This window comes from Streptomyces sp. IBSBF 2435, from assembly GCF_036815005.1.
GTDB lineage: Bacteria > Actinomycetota > Actinomycetes > Streptomycetales > Streptomycetaceae > Actinacidiphila.
Window position 1 is genome coordinate 1 of the sequence record NZ_JAJSYW010000162.1, and the last position, 16,255, is coordinate 16,255.

At 72.7% G+C, this 16,255-nt stretch carries 11 protein-coding genes and 2 pseudogenes; 8 read left to right on the forward strand and 5 right to left on the reverse strand.

Going from position 1 to position 16,255, the window contains the following annotated elements:
* The coding region (locus tag V7E46_RS25835; RefSeq protein ID WP_333770645.1) for a S8 family serine peptidase at positions 1–3,214 on the forward strand (3,214 nt) is incomplete at its 5' end.
* Between the two features lie 195 nt (positions 3,215–3,409).
* Here the strand turns inward: V7E46_RS25835 and V7E46_RS25840 are convergent.
* Positions 3,410–3,816: pseudogene (locus tag V7E46_RS25840) on the reverse strand (ABC transporter ATP-binding protein); the annotation flags it as partial.
* A gap of 163 nt (positions 3,817–3,979) precedes the next feature.
* On the opposite strand from V7E46_RS25840, the gene malQ reads away from it, so the two are divergent.
* The gene (gene malQ, locus V7E46_RS25845) at positions 3,980–6,034 is read left to right on the forward strand and encodes a 4-alpha-glucanotransferase (protein ID WP_333770646.1); all 2,055 of its coding nucleotides are present in this window, start codon (positions 3,980–3,982) and stop codon (positions 6,032–6,034) included.
* Positions 6,035–6,082: 48 nt separating this feature from the next.
* Positions 6,083–6,325, forward strand: coding sequence for a hypothetical protein (locus V7E46_RS25850; protein ID WP_443054347.1), 243 nt, complete (start codon positions 6,083–6,085; stop codon positions 6,323–6,325).
* Between the two features lie 270 nt (positions 6,326–6,595).
* Here the strand turns inward: V7E46_RS25850 and V7E46_RS25855 are convergent, their stop codons facing one another.
* Positions 6,596–7,084 (reverse strand): MarR family winged helix-turn-helix transcriptional regulator, encoded by a 489-nt coding sequence (locus V7E46_RS25855; RefSeq protein WP_333770647.1) that lies wholly within the window; start codon positions 7,082–7,084, stop codon positions 6,596–6,598.
* 236 nt (positions 7,085–7,320) lie between these two features.
* Between V7E46_RS25855 and V7E46_RS25860 the strand changes: the two are divergent.
* The 4 genes and pseudogenes from V7E46_RS25860 to V7E46_RS25875 all read left to right on the forward strand — a co-directional run.
* Positions 7,321–7,806: pseudogene (locus V7E46_RS25860) on the forward strand (MFS transporter); the annotation flags it as partial.
* Between the two features lie 133 nt (positions 7,807–7,939).
* Positions 7,940–8,170 carry a hypothetical protein gene (locus V7E46_RS25865; RefSeq protein ID WP_333770654.1) on the forward strand — a complete coding sequence of 77 codons (231 nt, stop codon included), beginning with the start codon at positions 7,940–7,942 and terminating at the stop codon, positions 8,168–8,170.
* 403 nt (positions 8,171–8,573) lie between these two features.
* Complete coding sequence (locus V7E46_RS25870) at positions 8,574–9,113, forward strand: ArsR/SmtB family transcription factor (RefSeq protein WP_333770648.1); 540 nt, start codon at positions 8,574–8,576, stop codon at positions 9,111–9,113.
* A gap of 14 nt (positions 9,114–9,127) precedes the next feature.
* Positions 9,128–10,402: an MFS transporter gene (locus V7E46_RS25875; RefSeq protein WP_333770652.1), complete on the forward strand. Its 1,275-nt coding sequence runs from the start codon at positions 9,128–9,130 to the stop codon at positions 10,400–10,402.
* Positions 10,403–10,649: 247 nt separating this feature from the next.
* Here the strand turns inward: V7E46_RS25875 and V7E46_RS25880 are convergent, their stop codons facing one another.
* Positions 10,650–11,027, reverse strand: coding sequence for a Tn3 family transposase (locus V7E46_RS25880; protein ID WP_333770649.1), 378 nt, complete (start codon positions 11,025–11,027; stop codon positions 10,650–10,652).
* Positions 11,028–11,049: 22 nt separating this feature from the next.
* Between V7E46_RS25880 and V7E46_RS25885 the strand changes: the two genes are divergently transcribed.
* Positions 11,050–11,376: a hypothetical protein gene (locus V7E46_RS25885; RefSeq protein WP_333770650.1), complete on the forward strand. Its 327-nt coding sequence runs from the start codon at positions 11,050–11,052 to the stop codon at positions 11,374–11,376.
* Between the two features lie 24 nt (positions 11,377–11,400).
* On the opposite strand, the gene V7E46_RS25890 is transcribed toward V7E46_RS25885, so the two are convergent.
* Positions 11,401–12,828, reverse strand: a complete 1,428-nt coding sequence (locus tag V7E46_RS25890) for an alkaline phosphatase family protein (protein WP_333770651.1) — start codon at positions 12,826–12,828, stop codon at positions 11,401–11,403.
* Between the two features lie 248 nt (positions 12,829–13,076).
* A complete protein-coding gene (gene pepN, locus V7E46_RS25895; protein ID WP_333770653.1) occupies positions 13,077–15,647 on the reverse strand; it encodes an aminopeptidase N in 2,571 nt (856 codons plus the stop codon).
* Between the last annotated feature and the right edge of the window lie 608 nt (positions 15,648–16,255).

A 16,255-nucleotide genomic window follows, 5' to 3' on the forward strand; every position in this document is an offset into this window, starting at 1 on the left:
CACCCCTCCTGCCGCCCCCGCCACCGGCTCGGACGCCCCCGGCGAGCCCGGCAAGGACGCGGCCGACAAGCTCGGCGCCGCCGACGCCACCTTGCTGGCCACCGCCAAGGCCGACGGCGACAAGAACGTCACCTTCATGATCGCGGGCAAGCCCGGCAGCACCGCGGAGATCACCTCCCGGCTGCGTGCCCAGGGCGCCAGCGTCGGCCAGACGTACGACCAGCTCGGCTACGTACGCGCCACCGTGCCCACCGCGAAGGCCGACGCGGCGCTCGGCGCGGCGCAGAAGCTGCCCGCGGTGCTCGCCATCGACCTCAAGCAGGAGGTCAAGCTCGACGACCCGACGCCGGCCGCCGACACCAGCGCGACGGCGTCGCGCCACCCGGGCAAGCCGGCCGCCACCTACCCGGGGCCCGACAAGAACACCCCCGCCAAGAACCCCTACCAGCCGTCCTTCGAGACCGGCGCGGTGGACTTCGTCAAGGACCACCCCGCCTCCGACGGGCGCGGCGTGACCATCGGCATCCTCGACTCCGGCGTCGACATCGGCCACCCGGCGCTGCAGAAGACCACCACGGGCGAGCGGAAGATCGTCGACTGGGTCACCTCGACCGACCCGATCCTCGACGGCGACGCCACCTGGCGCGCCATGGTCACCACCGTGTCGGGGCCGTCCTTCACCGCGTCCGGCCGCGCCTGGACCGCGCCCGCGGGAAGCTACCGCTTCAGCACCTTCGCCGAAGCCGCCACCAAGGGCGGCGACATGCAGGGCGACCTCAACCGCGACGGCGACACCACCGACGTGTGGGGCGTGCTCTACGACCCGGCCGCCGGCACCGTGCGGGTGGACCTGAACAACAACGGCGACTTCACCGACGACGCCGCCATGAAGCCGTACAAGGACGCCTTCCAGATCGGCCACTTCGGCACCGACAACCCGGCCACGCCCATCGCCGAGTCGATCCCGTTCACCATCGAGGTCCGCAAGGACGTCCCGATGGACCCCTACGGCGGTGACTGGGTCGGCAAGAAGGCCGACTTCGTCAACATCGGTGTCGTGGAGGCCGAGCACGGCACCCACGTCGCGGGCCTCACCGCCGCCAACGGGCTCTTCGGCGGCAAGATGAACGGCGCCGCGCCCGGTGCGAAGATCGTCTCCTCCCGGGCCTGCACCTGGAGCGGCGGCTGCACCAACATCGCGCTGACCGAGGGCATGACCGACCTGGTCGTCAACCACCACGTCGACATCGTCAACATGTCCATCGGCGGCCTGGGCGCGCTCAACGACGGCGCCAGCGCCCGTGACCTGCTCTACCAGCAGCTGATCGACACCTACGGGGTGCAGCTGGTGATCTCCGCGGGCAACGACGGCCCCGGCGTCAACACCATCAGCGACCCGGGCCTGGCCGACCACGTCCTCAGCGTCGGCGCGTCCATCTCCCGTGAGACCTGGGCGGCGAACTACGGCTCGCAGACCACCGTGCCGTACTCGCTGCTGCCCTTCTCCGCCCGCGGCCCGCGCGAGGACGGCGGCCTCGCCCCCGTCATCACCGCGCCCGGCGCCGCCATCAGCTCCGTGCCCACCTGGGAGGCGGGCGGTCCCGTCGCCGAGGCCGGCTACGCGCTCCCGCCCGGCTACGCCATGCTCCAGGGCACCTCGATGGCCTCCCCGCAGGCCACCGGAGCCGCGGCCCTGCTGCTGTCCGCCGCCAAGGGGCAGCATCTGAAGGTCACCCCGGCGCAGCTGCGCACCGCGCTGATCAGCACCGCCAAGAACATCCCCGGCTTCCAGACCGTGGACCAGGGCGCGGGACTCGTCGCCGTGGCCCCCGCCTGGGACCTACTGCGGCGCGGCGGCACGGCCGACACGTACACCGTCAAGGCGCCGGTCGACACCGCCCTGTCGGGCTACTTGCAGACGCCCGGCTACGGCACCGGGATCTACGACCGCGAAGGCGGCCTGGCGACCGGTCAGCAGCGGACCTACAACGTGACCGTCACCCGCACCAGCGGCCCGGCCTACGCGCAGCTGCACACCCTGAGCTGGGCGCACAACGACGGAACCTTCTCCGTCGCCAGTCCGCTGGTGGTGCTGCCGCTGAACAAGCCGGTCACCGTGAAGGTCACCGCCAAGCCGCGCTCCGCGGGCGTGCACAGCGCGCTGCTGAACGTGGACGACCTGCTCACCCACGGCACCGACACGCAGATCTCCGCCGCGGTCGTGGCCTCCACACCGGTCGCGGGCCCGTCCTACACCCTCACCCGCTCCGGGACGATCCAGCGGGACAGCACCCGCTCGTACTTCCTCACCGTTCCGGCCGGCGCGACCACCCTCGAGGTCTCGATGGGCGGCCTCCTGGCGGGCAGCCAGACCCGCTTCATCACGATGCACCCCTACGGTGTGCCGCTGGACTCCACCCAGACCCCCGACTGCTACCCGAACTACAACAACCCGGCCAACACCTGCCGTCCCGACCTGCGCTCCTACTCCGACCCGCTGCCGGGCGTGTGGGAGATCGAGGTGGAGGCCCGGCGCACCTCGCCCCAGCTCGACAACCCCTACGTGCTGAACGTCTCGGTCCTGGGGGCCGCCTTCGACCCGGCCGTGCAGACCGTGCCCGAGGCCGAGGTCGGCACGCCGGCGCCGGTGAGCTGGACCGTCACCAACAACTACGCCCCCATCAGCGGGGGCTCGCTGCGGGGCGGGCCGCTCGGCTCGGCCCTCACCGCCACGCCGGCCATCGCCGAGGGCGAGGCGCAGACCACCGAGCTGACCCTGGGCGCCGGCGTCTCCCGGCTCGACGTCTCCATCGGCTCGCCCTCCGACCCGCAGGCCGACCTCGACCTGTACGTCTACCTCGACGGTGTGCTCATCGCGCAGTCCGCCGACGGTGACGCGGAGGAGGCGGTCAGCCTCACCGATCCCGCGGCGGGCACGTACACCTTCGAGGTGGACGGCTACTCGGTGCCGTCGGGCTCCACGACCTACTCCTACGAGGACGTCTACTATTCGGCCGGGCTCGGCCAGGTCGCGGTCGACACGTCCGCGGCCGTCAACCTTCCGCACGGTGGCTCCGCGGCGGTCAGCGCGTCCGTCGTCGCCGCGGCCGAGGCGCCCGCCGGGCGCCAGCTCTTCGGCCAGGTCCAGCTGCTCGACGCCCGCGGGACCGTGGCGGGCACGGGGAGTGTGATCATCACCAAGACGATTCCCTAGCGGGTCCCCCGGGGTACGGGCTTCGGCCCGTACCCCGGTCGTCCCGACGCCTGCCACGGCCACCAGCAGCGCCTCGCCGCGCAGCATCCTCGGCACCTGCCGTCGGGTGGTCCCGGTGAGCCTCAGCAGCGCGACCTCGCGGCGCCGGTCGAGCACCGACATGACCAGCGTACCGGCCGCGGCGACTTGGCCTTCGAGGCCCACCTCGGCCAGCAGCGCCTGCGCGCGGCGCCGGCCGGGGCGTTCGCCCGCCAACCGCAGAGGCAGCAGCTCGTTCTGCTGCACGGTCAGCGAGGGCAGCAGGTTGAAGGACTGGAAGACGAAGCCGATCCGGCTGCGGCGCAGCTTGGTCAGCCGGTTCTCGTTCCAGGCCGGTGATCGGTTCGCCGCCGAGCAGCACCTCGCCGCGGGTCGGCCGGTCCAGACCCGCCGCACATTGCAGAAAGGCGCTCTCCCCGGCCCGAGGGCCCCATCACGGCGGTGAAGCTGCCGCGGGGCAGGGCGGGGTCGAGGCCGCGCAGCGCGTGGACGGCCGCTTCGCCGCGGCCACAGGTGCGGGTCAGGGAGCGGAGCTCCACAGCGAACGTGCCTGTTGTAGCCATGTCCACGACGCTACGGAGCGCCGGCCGGGTGAACCATGGCGTCCACCGGCCTTCCGATGCCGGGGAGAACCCCACCCTCACCGGGTGCACCGGGTTGGCACCCCCCGGAGGGGGTAGGGCTCTGGGACCGACCGGAGGAAACCGGAAGAAAGACGGAGGCCTGATGGACCGGGCACGGCTGGCGGCGCTGCACGGCGTGGATGTGACGTACCGCCCGGCACCCGGGCAGGAGGTCAAGGTCTCGGAGGAGACGGTGGTGGCGGTGCTCGCCGCCCTGGGCGTGGACGCGTCCACCCCCTGCGCGGTGAAGGACGCGCTGGCCGCGTACGAGCTGCGCGCTTCCCACCGCCTGCTGGCGCCCTGCACGGTGCTGCGCGCAGGGCAGCCGCTGACCGGCCTGCCCGAGGGCGCCGAGGTCACCGTCGAGACCACGGCGGGCGAGCGCCTCCTCGGCGTGCCGGAGGAACCGGGGCGTTACGGCCTGCGGGCGGTCGCGCCGGACGGCAGGACCGCCAGGGGCGACCTGGTGGTGGCGCCCGCACGGCTGGCCGGGCCGCCCGGCCGGGCGTTCGGCTTCATGGCGCAGCTGTATTCGACGCTGTCCCGGCGTTCCTGGGGCATGGGCGACCTCGGCGACCTGGCGGATCTCGCGGCCTGGTCGGGGCGGGCGCTGGGCGCCGGCTTCATCCAGATCAACCCGCTGCACGCGGCGGTCCCCGGCCGCCCCACCGACCCGTCGCCGTACCGCCCCTCCTCGCGGCGCTTCCCCGACCCGGTCTATCTGCGGATCGAGGAGGTCCCCGAATACGCGTACCTGTCCAGGGACGCCCGCGAGCAGGCCGAGCGGCTGCTGGTCAAGGCCGCGGCCCTGCGGGACAACGTGCTGCTCAAGGGCATGCTCATCGACCGGGACGCGGTCTGGGAGCTGAAGGCGCAGGCGCTGGAGCTGCTGCGCGAGGTGCCGCTCAGCCCCGGCAGGCAGGCCGCCTACGCCGACTTCCTGGCCGCGCAGGGCCAGGCGCTCGACGATCACGCCACCTGGTCGACGCTGGCCGAACTGCACGGCCCCGACTGGCACAAGTGGCCCGCCGGGCTGCGCGACCCGCGCTCGCCGCAGGTGGCCAGGGTCCGCAGCGAGCACCTCGACCGGGTCGACTTCCACTGCTGGCTGAGCTGGCTGACGGACAGCCAGCTGGCCGTCGCGCAGCGGGCCGCCCGCGACGCCGGGATGCCGGTCGGCGTGGTGCACGACCTCGCCGTCGGCGTGCACCCGGCCGGCTCCGACGCCTGGTCGATGCAGGACGTGCTGGCCAGCGGCATGTCCACCGGGGCGCCGCCGGACGCCTTCAACGCCCGCGGCCAGGACTGGGGCCTGCCGCCCTGGCGCCCCGACGCACTCGCCGCCACCGGCTACGCCCCCTACCGCGACCTGATCGCCCGGATGCTGCGGCACGCGGGCGGGCTGCGGATCGACCATGTGATGGGCCTGTTCCGGCTGTGGTGGGTGCCCGAGGGCCGCCCGCCCACCGAGGGCACGTATGTGCGCTACGACGCGGAGGCGATGCTCGGGCTGCTGGCTCTGGAGGCGTACGAGGCCGGCGCCGTCGTCATCGGCGAGGACCTGGGCACGGTCGAGCCCGGGGTACGCCGGCAGCTCGCCGACCGCGGCATCCTCGGCACGTCCGTGCTGTGGTTCGAACGCGATTACGAGGGCGAGCACGCCGACCGCCGACCGCTGCCGCCGAGCGCCTGGCGCGAGGACTGCCTCGCCACCGCGACCACCCACGACCTGCCGAGCACTGCGGCCCGGCTCACCGGCGAGCACGTCGAACTGCGGCACCGGCTCGGCCTGCTCACCCGTCCCCTGGAGCAGGAGGAGGCCGAGGACGCCGCCGAGGTCGCCGAGTGGATCGCCCTGCTCGGCCGGCTCGGCCTGCTCCCCGGGGGCGCGGTCGACGAGGAGGCCGTGGTCAGGGCCGTCCACCGCTTCCTGGCCGCGACACCCGCCCGGATGGTCGGCGTCTGGCTCCCCGACGGCGTCGGGGACCGCCGCCCGCAGAATCTCCCGGGCACCTGGGACCAGTACCCGAACTGGCGGCTGCCCGTCGCCGGCCCGGACGGCACCCCGCTCACCCTCGAACAGCTCGCCGCGTCCCCGCGCCTGCACGCGCTCGCCGACGAGGTCCGCCGCGCCCTCCACCCGGACGGCGCGCCCTAAAGCACCCCCGGGCGCGCGACCGCCGGGGCCGGTCACTACATTGGCCACGTGGACAAGAAGCTCAACAAGAAGGTCATGCGCGCCGGCGTGGTCACTGCGGCCACCACCGTGATGCTGCTGCTGTCGTCCCCGGCGTTCGCGCTCACGCGCGATGACGGTGACGACCCGGGTTCCGGTCTGAGCGTCATCCAGACCCTGGGCCTCTTCGTCGCGATCCCGCTGGTGCTTTTCGGCGTCATCGCCGGTCTCGTCATGGTCACGGACAAGACCCGCAAGCAGCAGCAGGGCTGACACCCTTTATCTCCCGGGCACCGGCCGCGCAGCCGGTGCCCCCTTCGCGCCGGGCACGCTCCGCCACCCCTGCGCGGCTCTGCGCTGCCCCGAAAGGCCCCGCAATGTGCAGCGCTTCAGGGGCGCGAGGAACTGCGCGACCGGCCGCACCGCAGGTGCGAACACCGCCGCAGGAGGCACCCGCCCGGGGAGGCGCCCGGGCGAAGCCGTGTGTGCGACCACAGCGCCGGGGAAGCAGCGGCGCCATCGCAAGTGGCCCCCCGCAAACCCCTAAAGCGACGCCGCCAGCAGCCGCCGCAATAGCGCGGCCAGCGCCTCCGCCTCTCCCGGGTCCAGCGCGGCCAGCGCCGCCCGCTGGACGGCGAGTCCGGCGACCAGCGCCTCGTCGACGACGGTGATCCCCCGCTCGGTGAGCGTCACCCGCAGCCCGCGCCGGTCGTGCGGGTCGGGGGCGCGTACCAGGAGCCCGGCGCGCTCCAGCTTGTCGAGCCGCCCCGTCATCCCGCCGGTGGTGAGCATCAGCGTCGCGGACAGCTCACGCGGCGACAGGGTGTAGGGCTCCCCCGCCCTCCGCAATGTGCCGAGCACGTCGAACTCCCCCCGCCCGATGCCGTACCGCAGGTACTCCGCCTCCATCCGGTCCCCCACCGCCCGCGCGACACGGAATACCCGGCCGAAGACGGCCATGGCAAGGGTGTCCAGCTCCGGCCGCTGCGCGGCCCACTGCTCGGTGACGGCATCCACGGCGTCCGCTTCCATCCCCCCAGTATCGGCCGCGGACCGCTCAGTCGCAAGAAACTTGCTTGCCACTAAGTCGCTTACCGCTAAGCTAGTTACTGCTGACCTACTCGCGGGAGACCCGACATGCCGTTGTCACGAACGCGTACCGCCGCCGCGCCGCCGACCACCGGCCCCCTTCCGCCTGCCCGCCTGCCCGCCTGCCCGGCGAGAAGGCCATGCTCGGGGCGATGGCCGTGGACGCGGTCGGCTCCGGGATGTACATCCCGTTCAGCCTGGTCTTCTTCCACCACATCACCGGGCTGTCCTTCGCGGTGGTGGGCGCGGTCCTCACCGCCGTCGGGCTGGTCGGCATGGCGGCGCTGCCGCTCGCGGGCGCGGCGGTGGACCGCTACGGCGCCCGGCGGGTGCAGCTGGTCCTCTACGGGGTGCGCGGCACCGGCTTCGCGCCCTGCCCCCTCGCCTCGGCTCTGCCCGCCTTCGCCGCCGTCGCCCTCGGCACGGCCTTCGGCGACCGCGCCTTCCCCGCCGTGCAGCAGTCCTGGATCGGCGAGGTCGCGGCCGGCGCGGACCGGGACCGGCTGCAGGCCGCCGCCCGCGCGCTGCGCAATGCGGGGCTCGGCGCCGGGGCCCTGCTCGCCTCGCTGGTGGTCGCCCTCGCGGGCGACCGCGGTTTCGTCGCCGCGGCCTGTCTGAACGCGGCGAGCTTCGGCGTCGCATGGCTGCTGATGCGGCGGTGCCGGCACCCGCGCGCCCGGCCGCGCAGCCGGCGCCCGTACCGGGGAAGGCCGGCTACCGGGTGGTCTTCGCCGACCGCCCCTTCCTCGCCCAACCGGTGTCAACTTCCTCACCGCCCTGGGCTATTCGGCGCTCCCGGTGCTCTTCCCGCTCTTCATCGCGGGCTCGCTGCACGGCGCCCAGTCGCTGACCGGCGCCGCCTTCACCGTCAACACGGTGCTGTGCGCGGCGGGCGGGGTCCATGTCGCCCGGCTGACCCGCCGCCGCAGTGCCCGCCGCACCCGGGCGGCGGCGCTGGGCGCGGTGATCCGGCCTCGGGGAACACCGGTACAGCGGTTGGCGCTGAGAACGATCTCGTTCAGGGCGTGAGGGTGCTGACGCGGTTCTCGTACTCGTGGCGGGCCTTGCGCTGGGCCGGGACTGCGGGGAGGTCCTGGCTGCCGTCGAGCGGCTGGCAGTGGGCGAGGAGCCCCGGCATACGGCGGGGATGGCTCTGACGCGCAGGGTGTAGCCCTGGCCGCGCCGCACGGTCGTCCCCTGGTCGAGCGCGGCGCGCTCGGCGGGCTCCAGCTCGGTGGTGCGGAGGTAGTCGGCGACCCTGCCCCTGCGGACCCGCGTCCTGCCCGCCCTCGCCGGCAGCCGATAGGGCCGCGCCCTGCGCGGTGAGGAGAGCGGACGGGCTTCAAGAGGAGACCTCACGCAAGGGCGGCAGATTCCGACGGCCCGGGAAACCCCCTTGTGCAATGGTCAAGAAACGTTGACCATTGGGAGCATGCCTACCGACGATCTCCCCGAGACGTTTCACGTCACCACGGACGAGCAGCTGCGCGCCGTCTCCAACCTCACGCGCCACCGGATCATGGCCGTGCTCCGCTTCGAGCCCGCGACGATCACCCAGATCGCCGAACGGGTCGGCCTAGCGAAGGGAAGCTCCAGCTACCACGTGCGCCTCCTCGAACGGGCCGGCCTGGTGAAAGTGGTGCGCACGCGCAAGGTGCGCGGGGTCACCGAGCGGTACTACGCGATGGCCGCACGCTCGATCGCGCTGCCGGACCCGGGCGAGGGCGGACCCGACGTGCTGATGCGGCACGCGGTGGCGGACCTGGAGGCATCGCCCGTAGACGGCGAGCGGCACGTACGGATGGCACATCTGCGGCTCACCGAGGAGCAGTTCACGCAACTGGGGACGCGGTTGCAGGCGCTGGCGGACGAGTACCGGGAACTGTCCGACCCGTCGCTGCCGGACGCGGCGCTCGTTTTCGCCCTGTTCCACCCGGCACAGGGCAACCCGGCCGAAGCGGGCACCAAGTGACGGACGCCAAAGAGCTGCCGGCCGGGTTCGGACGGCTGTGGACCGCGCAGACGGTCTCCTCGCTCGGCGACGGCGTCACCCACGCCGCCCTGCCGCTGATCGCGCTGACACTGACGCGGGACCCCATGGCGCTCGCCGTCGTCACGGCCGCGGGGACACTGCCGTGGCTGCTGTTCGGGGTGCTCGGCGGCGCACTGGTGGACCGCTGGGACCGCCGGCACACGATGTGGGTCGCGGACGCGGCCCGTGCGGCACTCCTCGCGATACCCGCGGCGGCTGCCGTGCTCGACATGCTGAGCATTCCGCTGCTCGCGGCCGTCGCCTTCATGCTCGGCCTCGGCGGGCTCTTCTTCGACACCGCCGCCACGGCCTATCTTCCCGATCTCCTCCACCGCGACCCCGCGCTCCTGGAACGCGCCAACTCCCGCCTGCGCGGCGCCCAGACCGCCATGTCCGGATTCGCCGGGCCACCCGCGGGCAGCGCCCTGCTCGCGCTCGGACGATCGGTTCCCCTGCTCGCCGACGCAGTGTCGTTCGCGCTCTCCGCGCTGCTCGTACGGACCCTGTCCGCCACGCCCCGGCCCGCGGCAGAGGCCCGCGAGTCACTGCTGCAACAGGCACGGGCCGGGGCCTCGTACGTCTTCCGGGACCGGCTCCTCCTCGGCCTCGCCCTGCGCCCGGCGGTCGGGAACATCGCCTTCCTCGCCGTGGAGACCGTCCTCGCCCTCTTCGCACGCGAACGCCTCGGCGCCGGCACCTTCGGCTTCGGCCTGCTCCTCACGGCCGAGGCCACCGGCGGTCTCCTCGGAGCGGGCATCGCCTCCTTCCTCGGCCGGCGACTGGGCACCGGTGCCGCACTGACCTGCACGGCCGCAGCCGAAGGACTCGCCATCCTGGCACTGGCCGCCGCCCCGAACCCGTACCTGGCCGGGCTCGCGCTCGCCGTCTGCGGAGCCGGCATGGGCGCCACGATGGTGCTCGGACCCTCCCTGCGGCAGGCGATCGTCCCCGCCCACCTCATGGGCCGGGTCGCCTCCACCTCCCGCATGCTCGCCATGTGCGCCGCCCCCCTCGGCGCCTTCCTCGGCGGCTGGCTCGCCACCGCCTACGACGTACGCACCCCGCTCTACGCCGCCGCGGGACTGCTGCTCACCATGACCGCCATCACGGCAACCATGACCAGCAACCGCCGGGTCGAAGCGGCACTGCGCGCCGCCGCCCCGACCGCCGTTCCGGATCATCCAGAACCTGCGGAGCCCGCCCAGAAGAGCGCATCCGACGTGCTGTGACGCCTGCCACGAAACCGTCCCGGCGATCCAGCCTCCGATTAGTCCGGCTCTGAGGTCACGCCAGACGCCTTCCGCAGTGGTGAACGTCCACTGACGATTCTCGGGGTCTGGCCCAGCTTCGCAGGCACGAGAGCACCGGAACACGGATTGCCGACGTCGTACGGCGCTGGGCACCGCGTAGGCGTGTGCCAGGTCGAGCACCCGCCACACGGCCTCGTCCATCCGGGGGCAAGGCCGACGAAGTCCGTCATCGTGTCTCAGCGGTCGACTGGCCGGCGGCATCCGCCGAACAGCGAGGGCGGGGCACGCCGGCAGCCAGCCCGAGGTCGAGACGCTTGTCCATGTCGAGGCGGAAGGCGCCGTACGGGTTGACGTTCGACCAGAACAGCGCGGTCAGCCCGCGCCAGTCCTCGTCACTGAGCCTCGATGCCCATGCAGGTTCGGTCAGGACCTGCTGCACCAGAAGGGTGTTGACGTGCACGAGCGCGGACTGGAGCAGGTGCAGGGCGAGCATCGAGGTCTCGGCGTGCTCCTTGTCCGGGCCGGTCAGGGCGCCGGCCTTGCCGCTCGCGACCGTACGGCCGCAGGCCGGCTGGGCGGCTGGGCGGCTGCTCGGACTGGTCACCCTCTACACGGCGGCCGAGACCGTGCACAATCCGGCGGCGTGCTCACTGGCCGTCGCGGCGGCGCCCGAGGCGCTGCGCGGCCGTTACATGGCCGCCTGCCAGCTGTCCTGGTCGCTGGCCTCGGTCCTGGCCCCGTCGCTCTTCACCGTGCTGGCCGCGGCCGACGCGCGGCTGCCCTGGCTGCTGCTGACCGGCACCGCGCTGAGCGCCGCGGGCCTGCCGCTCCGGCTGGAGCGCGTCCTGCCGCCGGAGGCCGTGAACCTCCCGGCGCAGCCCCGCACCTGGCACGGCGCCGCGCCCGCCTGCGCGCGACCCGCGCAGGTGCCCCGCACCGCCACGACCGCCTGAACGGCAGGGGCACCCGCCGGCCGGCTACGTGTGCGGGCGGTGGCCGCGCTCCTGGTGCGGGAAGGGCTGGTCCGCCCCCGGCAGCGTCGGCTTGGGCAGCGTCGCGACCTCCAGCTGCGCCTCGGCCAGCTGCGCCGCGGTGTCGTCGGGCAGCCGCGGGGGGCGCCGCCGCTCATCGTGGAAGCGGAAGGCCGAGGTGAGGTCGCCGAAGGTACGGCGGCGCCACTGGCTGATGTTGGGCTCCTCGACACCGGTGAAGCGTTCGAGCAACTGCAGCACCGAGGTGTGGTCGAAGGCCTCGCCCGCCACCCAGCCGCCCACGGTCCACGGCGACACAATGATCGCCGGAACCCGGAAGCCGCCGCCCATGGGCAGGCCCTGGACGAATTCGTCGGGGGTGCCCGCCTTCGGCGTCGGCGGCACGACGTGGTCGAACAGGCCGTCGTTCTCGTCGTAGTTGAGGATGAAGGCGGTCTTCGCCCACACCTTGGGGTTGGACGCGATGGCTTCGAGCTTGGAGGCCACGAAGTCCGCGCCTGCGGCCGGCAGGTAGGCGGGGTGCTCGGACTGGTAGCTGGTCGGCAGGATCCAGGAGACGGCCGGCAGCCGGTCGTTGCGCGCGTCGTCCTCGAAGGTGCCCTCGGGCTGGGCGGCCATGCCGCGCTCGTACAGCGGGTCGCCCGGCTTGGCGTCCTGGAACTGCTGGAACTGCGACAGCATGTTGGTGCCGTAGTTGTCGGTCTGCTGGTAGACCCGCCAGTCGACGCCCGCCGCCTGGAGCCGCTCGGCGTAGGTGGTCCAGGTGTACGGCGTCGGCGCGGCGTTGGAGATGACCGGGCCGCCCTTGGTGCCGCCGGGGTCGACCGTGCCGGTCATCCAGAACAGCCGGTTCGGCCAGGTGGGGCCCATCATCGAGCAGAAGTAGTTGTCGCAGATGGTGAAGGCCTCAGCGAGGGCGAACTGGAAGGGGATGTCCTCGCGGGTGTAATAGCCCATCACGTAAGGGCCGTTGACGCCGTCCGCCTTGCGGTGGGCGGGCAGCCACTGGTCCATCGCGCCGTTGTTCCAGGCCTGGTGCTGGACGGCGTAGGCGTGGCTGGTGGACGGGATCGCCTGGGCGCTGGTGCTCTTGGTGTCGAGGTGGAAGGGCAGCGTGTAGCCGTCGGGATTGACCGCGTCGGGCTGGTAGAAGACCGAGCGCCCGGTGGACAGCTTCTTGGCGTGCGGGTCGCTGAAGCCGCGCACGCCGGACAGCGTGCCGAAGTAGTGGTCGAACGACCGGTTCTCCTGCATCAGCATGACGACGTGTTCGATGTCGCGGAGCGAGCCGTGCCGCGGCGGTCCGGCGGCGACGGCTGCCTGCACGCTGGGGGGCAGCAGGCTCAGCGCGGCGGCGCCTCCCACGACCCCCGCCGCCGATCCGAGAACCCTGCGGCGCGTCAACTCGGCCATGCACATTCCTCCTTGAGCTGTCGGTACGGGCCCGTGTCATGGACCCCCCGAGACTCTTCCGAGGAACCGCTGTGTGCCGATGGGGGTGCCTGGTGAACATGTGGCCAACGTGCCGGAAGCGGTTGGCCACATTTTTACCGTATTTACCATCCCTATGCTGAACGCCACTCCGGACATCCCCACATAAAACTTCCGCCGCCGGACGGCGGTACGGGTCCCGGGCCGCGGCGCCCGGGACCCGCGGGCGGTCAGCCCGCCGCGGCGTCCGCCGCCTGGGCCCGCAGCGCGCGCTCGACGCCCGCGCGGGCCTCGATGACCAGCCGGCGCAGCGACGGCGCGGGGTCGGCGCTCGCCAGCCACGCGTCGGTGGCGTCCAGTGTGGCCTGGGAGACCTGGAGCGACGGGAAGAGGCCGACGACGATCTGCTGGCCCATCTCGTTGGTGCGGTCGGCCCACACCTGCTTGATCGCGGCGAAATACCGCTCGCTGTACGCCGCGAGCAGCTCGCGCTGGTCGGTCTGCACGAAGCCGCCGATGACGGCCTCCTGCGTGGCGTTCGGCAGCGTGTCGGCCTCGACGACCGACGCCCACACCTCGGCCTTGGCGGCCTCGGTCGGCCGGGCGGCCCTCGCGGCGGCGGCGTGCTGCTGGCCCGCCGACGTCGGGTCGAGGGCCAGTTCCGCCTCGATCGCCTTGTCGTCCGCGCGGCCGGTCGCGGCGAGCCGGCCGAGCAGCGCCCAGCGCAGCTCGGTGTCGACGGCCAGGCCCTCGTACTCCACCGTGCCGTCCAGCAGACCGGCGAGGATGTCCAGCTGCTCGGGGGTGCGGGCGGTCACGGCGAACGCCCTGGCCCACGCCAGCTGGTGGTCGCTGCCGGGGGCTGCCGCCGCCAGGTGCTCCTGCGCGGCGCCGGTCCAGCGGGCGAGCCCGGTCTCCCGCCACGCCGGGTCGGCGTACAGGTCGAGGGCCAGCTTCACCTGGCGGTGCAGCGACTGCACCACACCGATGTCGGTCTCCTTGGCGATGCCGTGCAGCACCAGCTCCAGATAGTCGCGGGCGGCCAGCTCGCCGTCCCGCGTCATGTCCCAGGCCGACGCCCAGATCAGCGCGCGGGGCAGCGACTCGGTGAAGTCGCCCACATGATCGCGGACCACGGCGAGCGATTCCTCGTCGAGCCGCACCTTGGCGTACGACAGGTCGTCGTCGTTGAGCAGCACCACATCGGGGCGGCGCTCGCCGGCGGGGAAGGGCACCTCGGTCAGCTCGCCCTCCACGTCCAGCTCGATCCGCCGGGTGCGCACCAGCACGCCGTCCCGCAGGTCGTAGGCGCCGACCGCGATCCGGTGCGGCCGCAGCACCGCCTCGCCCTTGGCCCCCGCGGGCAGCGCGGGCGCCTCCTGCCTGACCGCGAAGGAGGTCACCGCGCCGTCGGCGTCCACCGTGATCTCGGGCCGCAGCACATTGATGCCGGCGGTCTCCAGCCACGCCCTGGACCAGGCCTTGAGGTCGCGGCCCGAGGTCTCCTCCAGCGCGCCCAGCAGATCGGCCAGCCGGGTGTTCCCCCACGCGTGCTGCTTGAAGTACGCCTGCACACCGGCGAAGAACTCGTCCATCCCGACGTACGCGACCAGCTGCTTGAGCACCGAGGCGCCCTTGGCGTACGTGATCCCGTCGAAGTTGACGAGCACGTCCTCCAGGTCGTTGATCTCCGCCATGATCGGGTGCGTCGAGGGCAGCTGGTCCTGCCGGTAGGCCCAGGTCTTCATCGAGTTGGCGAACGTCGTCCACGAGTGCGGCCAGCGCGAGCCCTCGGCGTGCGCCTGGCAGGCGATCGAGGTGTACGTGGCGAACGACTCGTTCAGCCACAGGTCGTTCCACCACTCCATGGTGACCAGGTCGCCGAACCACATGTGCGCCAGCTCGTGCAGGATCGTCTCGGCGCGCGTCTCGTACGCCGCGTCGGTCACCTTCGACCGGAAGACGTACTGGTCCCTGATCGTCACCGCACCGGCGTTCTCCATCGCGCCCGCGTTGAACTCCGGCACGAAGAGCTGGTCGTACTTCGCGAACGGGTACGCGTAGTCGAACTTCTCCTGGAACCAGTCGAAGCCCATCCGGGTGACCTCGAAGATCGCCTCCGCGTCCAGGTGCTCGGCCAGCGAGGGCCGGCAGTAGACACCCAGCGGCACGCTGCGCCCGCCGCCCTCCCAGCTGCCGTGCACCGAGGTGTAGGGACCGGCGATCAGCGCGGTGATGTACGACGAGATACGCGGGGTCGGCTCGAACGTCCACACGCCGTCCGCCGAGGGCTCGGGCGTCGGCGAGTTCGACACCACGGTCCAGCCCTGCGGCGCCTTCACCGTGAAGGCGAACGTCCCCTTCAGATCCGGCTGCTCGAAACTCGCGAACACCCGCCGCGCGTCCGGCACCTCGAACTGCGTGTACAGATACGCCTGCTTGTCCACCGGGTCCACGAACCGGTGGAGGCCCTCACCGGTGTTGGTGTACGCGCAGTCCGCCACGACCAGCAGCTCATTGCGCCCGCCGCGCAGCGAGTCCAGGGCGATCCGCGAGTCCTTGAACACCTCGGCCGGGTCCAGCGCGACCCCGTTCAGCACCACCTCGTGCACCTCGGGCGCCACCAGGTCGATGAAGCTCGCCCCACCGTCCCCGGCGACGTCGAAACACACCGTGGTCCGCGACCGGAACGTGCCGCCCTCCTGGGCGCCGCTCAGGTCAAGCTCGATCCCATAGCCGTCCACAGTCAGCAGAGCGGCCCGCTGCTGCGCCTCCTCGCGCGTGAGGTTCGTACCAGGCACGGTGGCCCACTCCTTCTCGTCAGGTGAGACGACCATCCTCGCATGCCCCCTCCCGGAACCTCGGTGGTCGCCGGGTGAGCGCCCGCGGGCGACGGCGTGCCCGGCCGGTCGATCAGGCGCCTTCCGGGGAGGGTGCGGCGGGCGGGGCCCCCGGACGGCCCCCCACTTCTCCCGCCCACGGGTCTGCGGACGCCGATGGCGGCGGGGACGATCCTGGGGTGTCTGCGCAGGACTGCGCACGACTCCCGCAGGAACGTTCACACAGAGCCGAGGTGCGCGGTCCGACGAGATACCCCCGGAGCGGCACCGACCCCACCCACCACCGGCACCCGCACCCGGCAGAACACCTGCGCGGGTGGGCGACCCGAGATGGGCGCACCTCCATGCGAATCCCTCGGGGACGGGTGGGAAACACGAGACTCCCGTTGACACAGGGAGCCCAGGAGTGATGGGCTCGCCGTCCGGCGCCGCGCGCAAAGCCGCAGGGAGGACCCCCCGTGCTCCGCAAGACCTCGGCCGTCGCCCTCGCGGCCACCGTCATCGGAAGCTGGCTCAGCCAGACCCCCGCCTCCGCCCAGCAACCCCCCACGCCCACGGCCTTCGCGGAC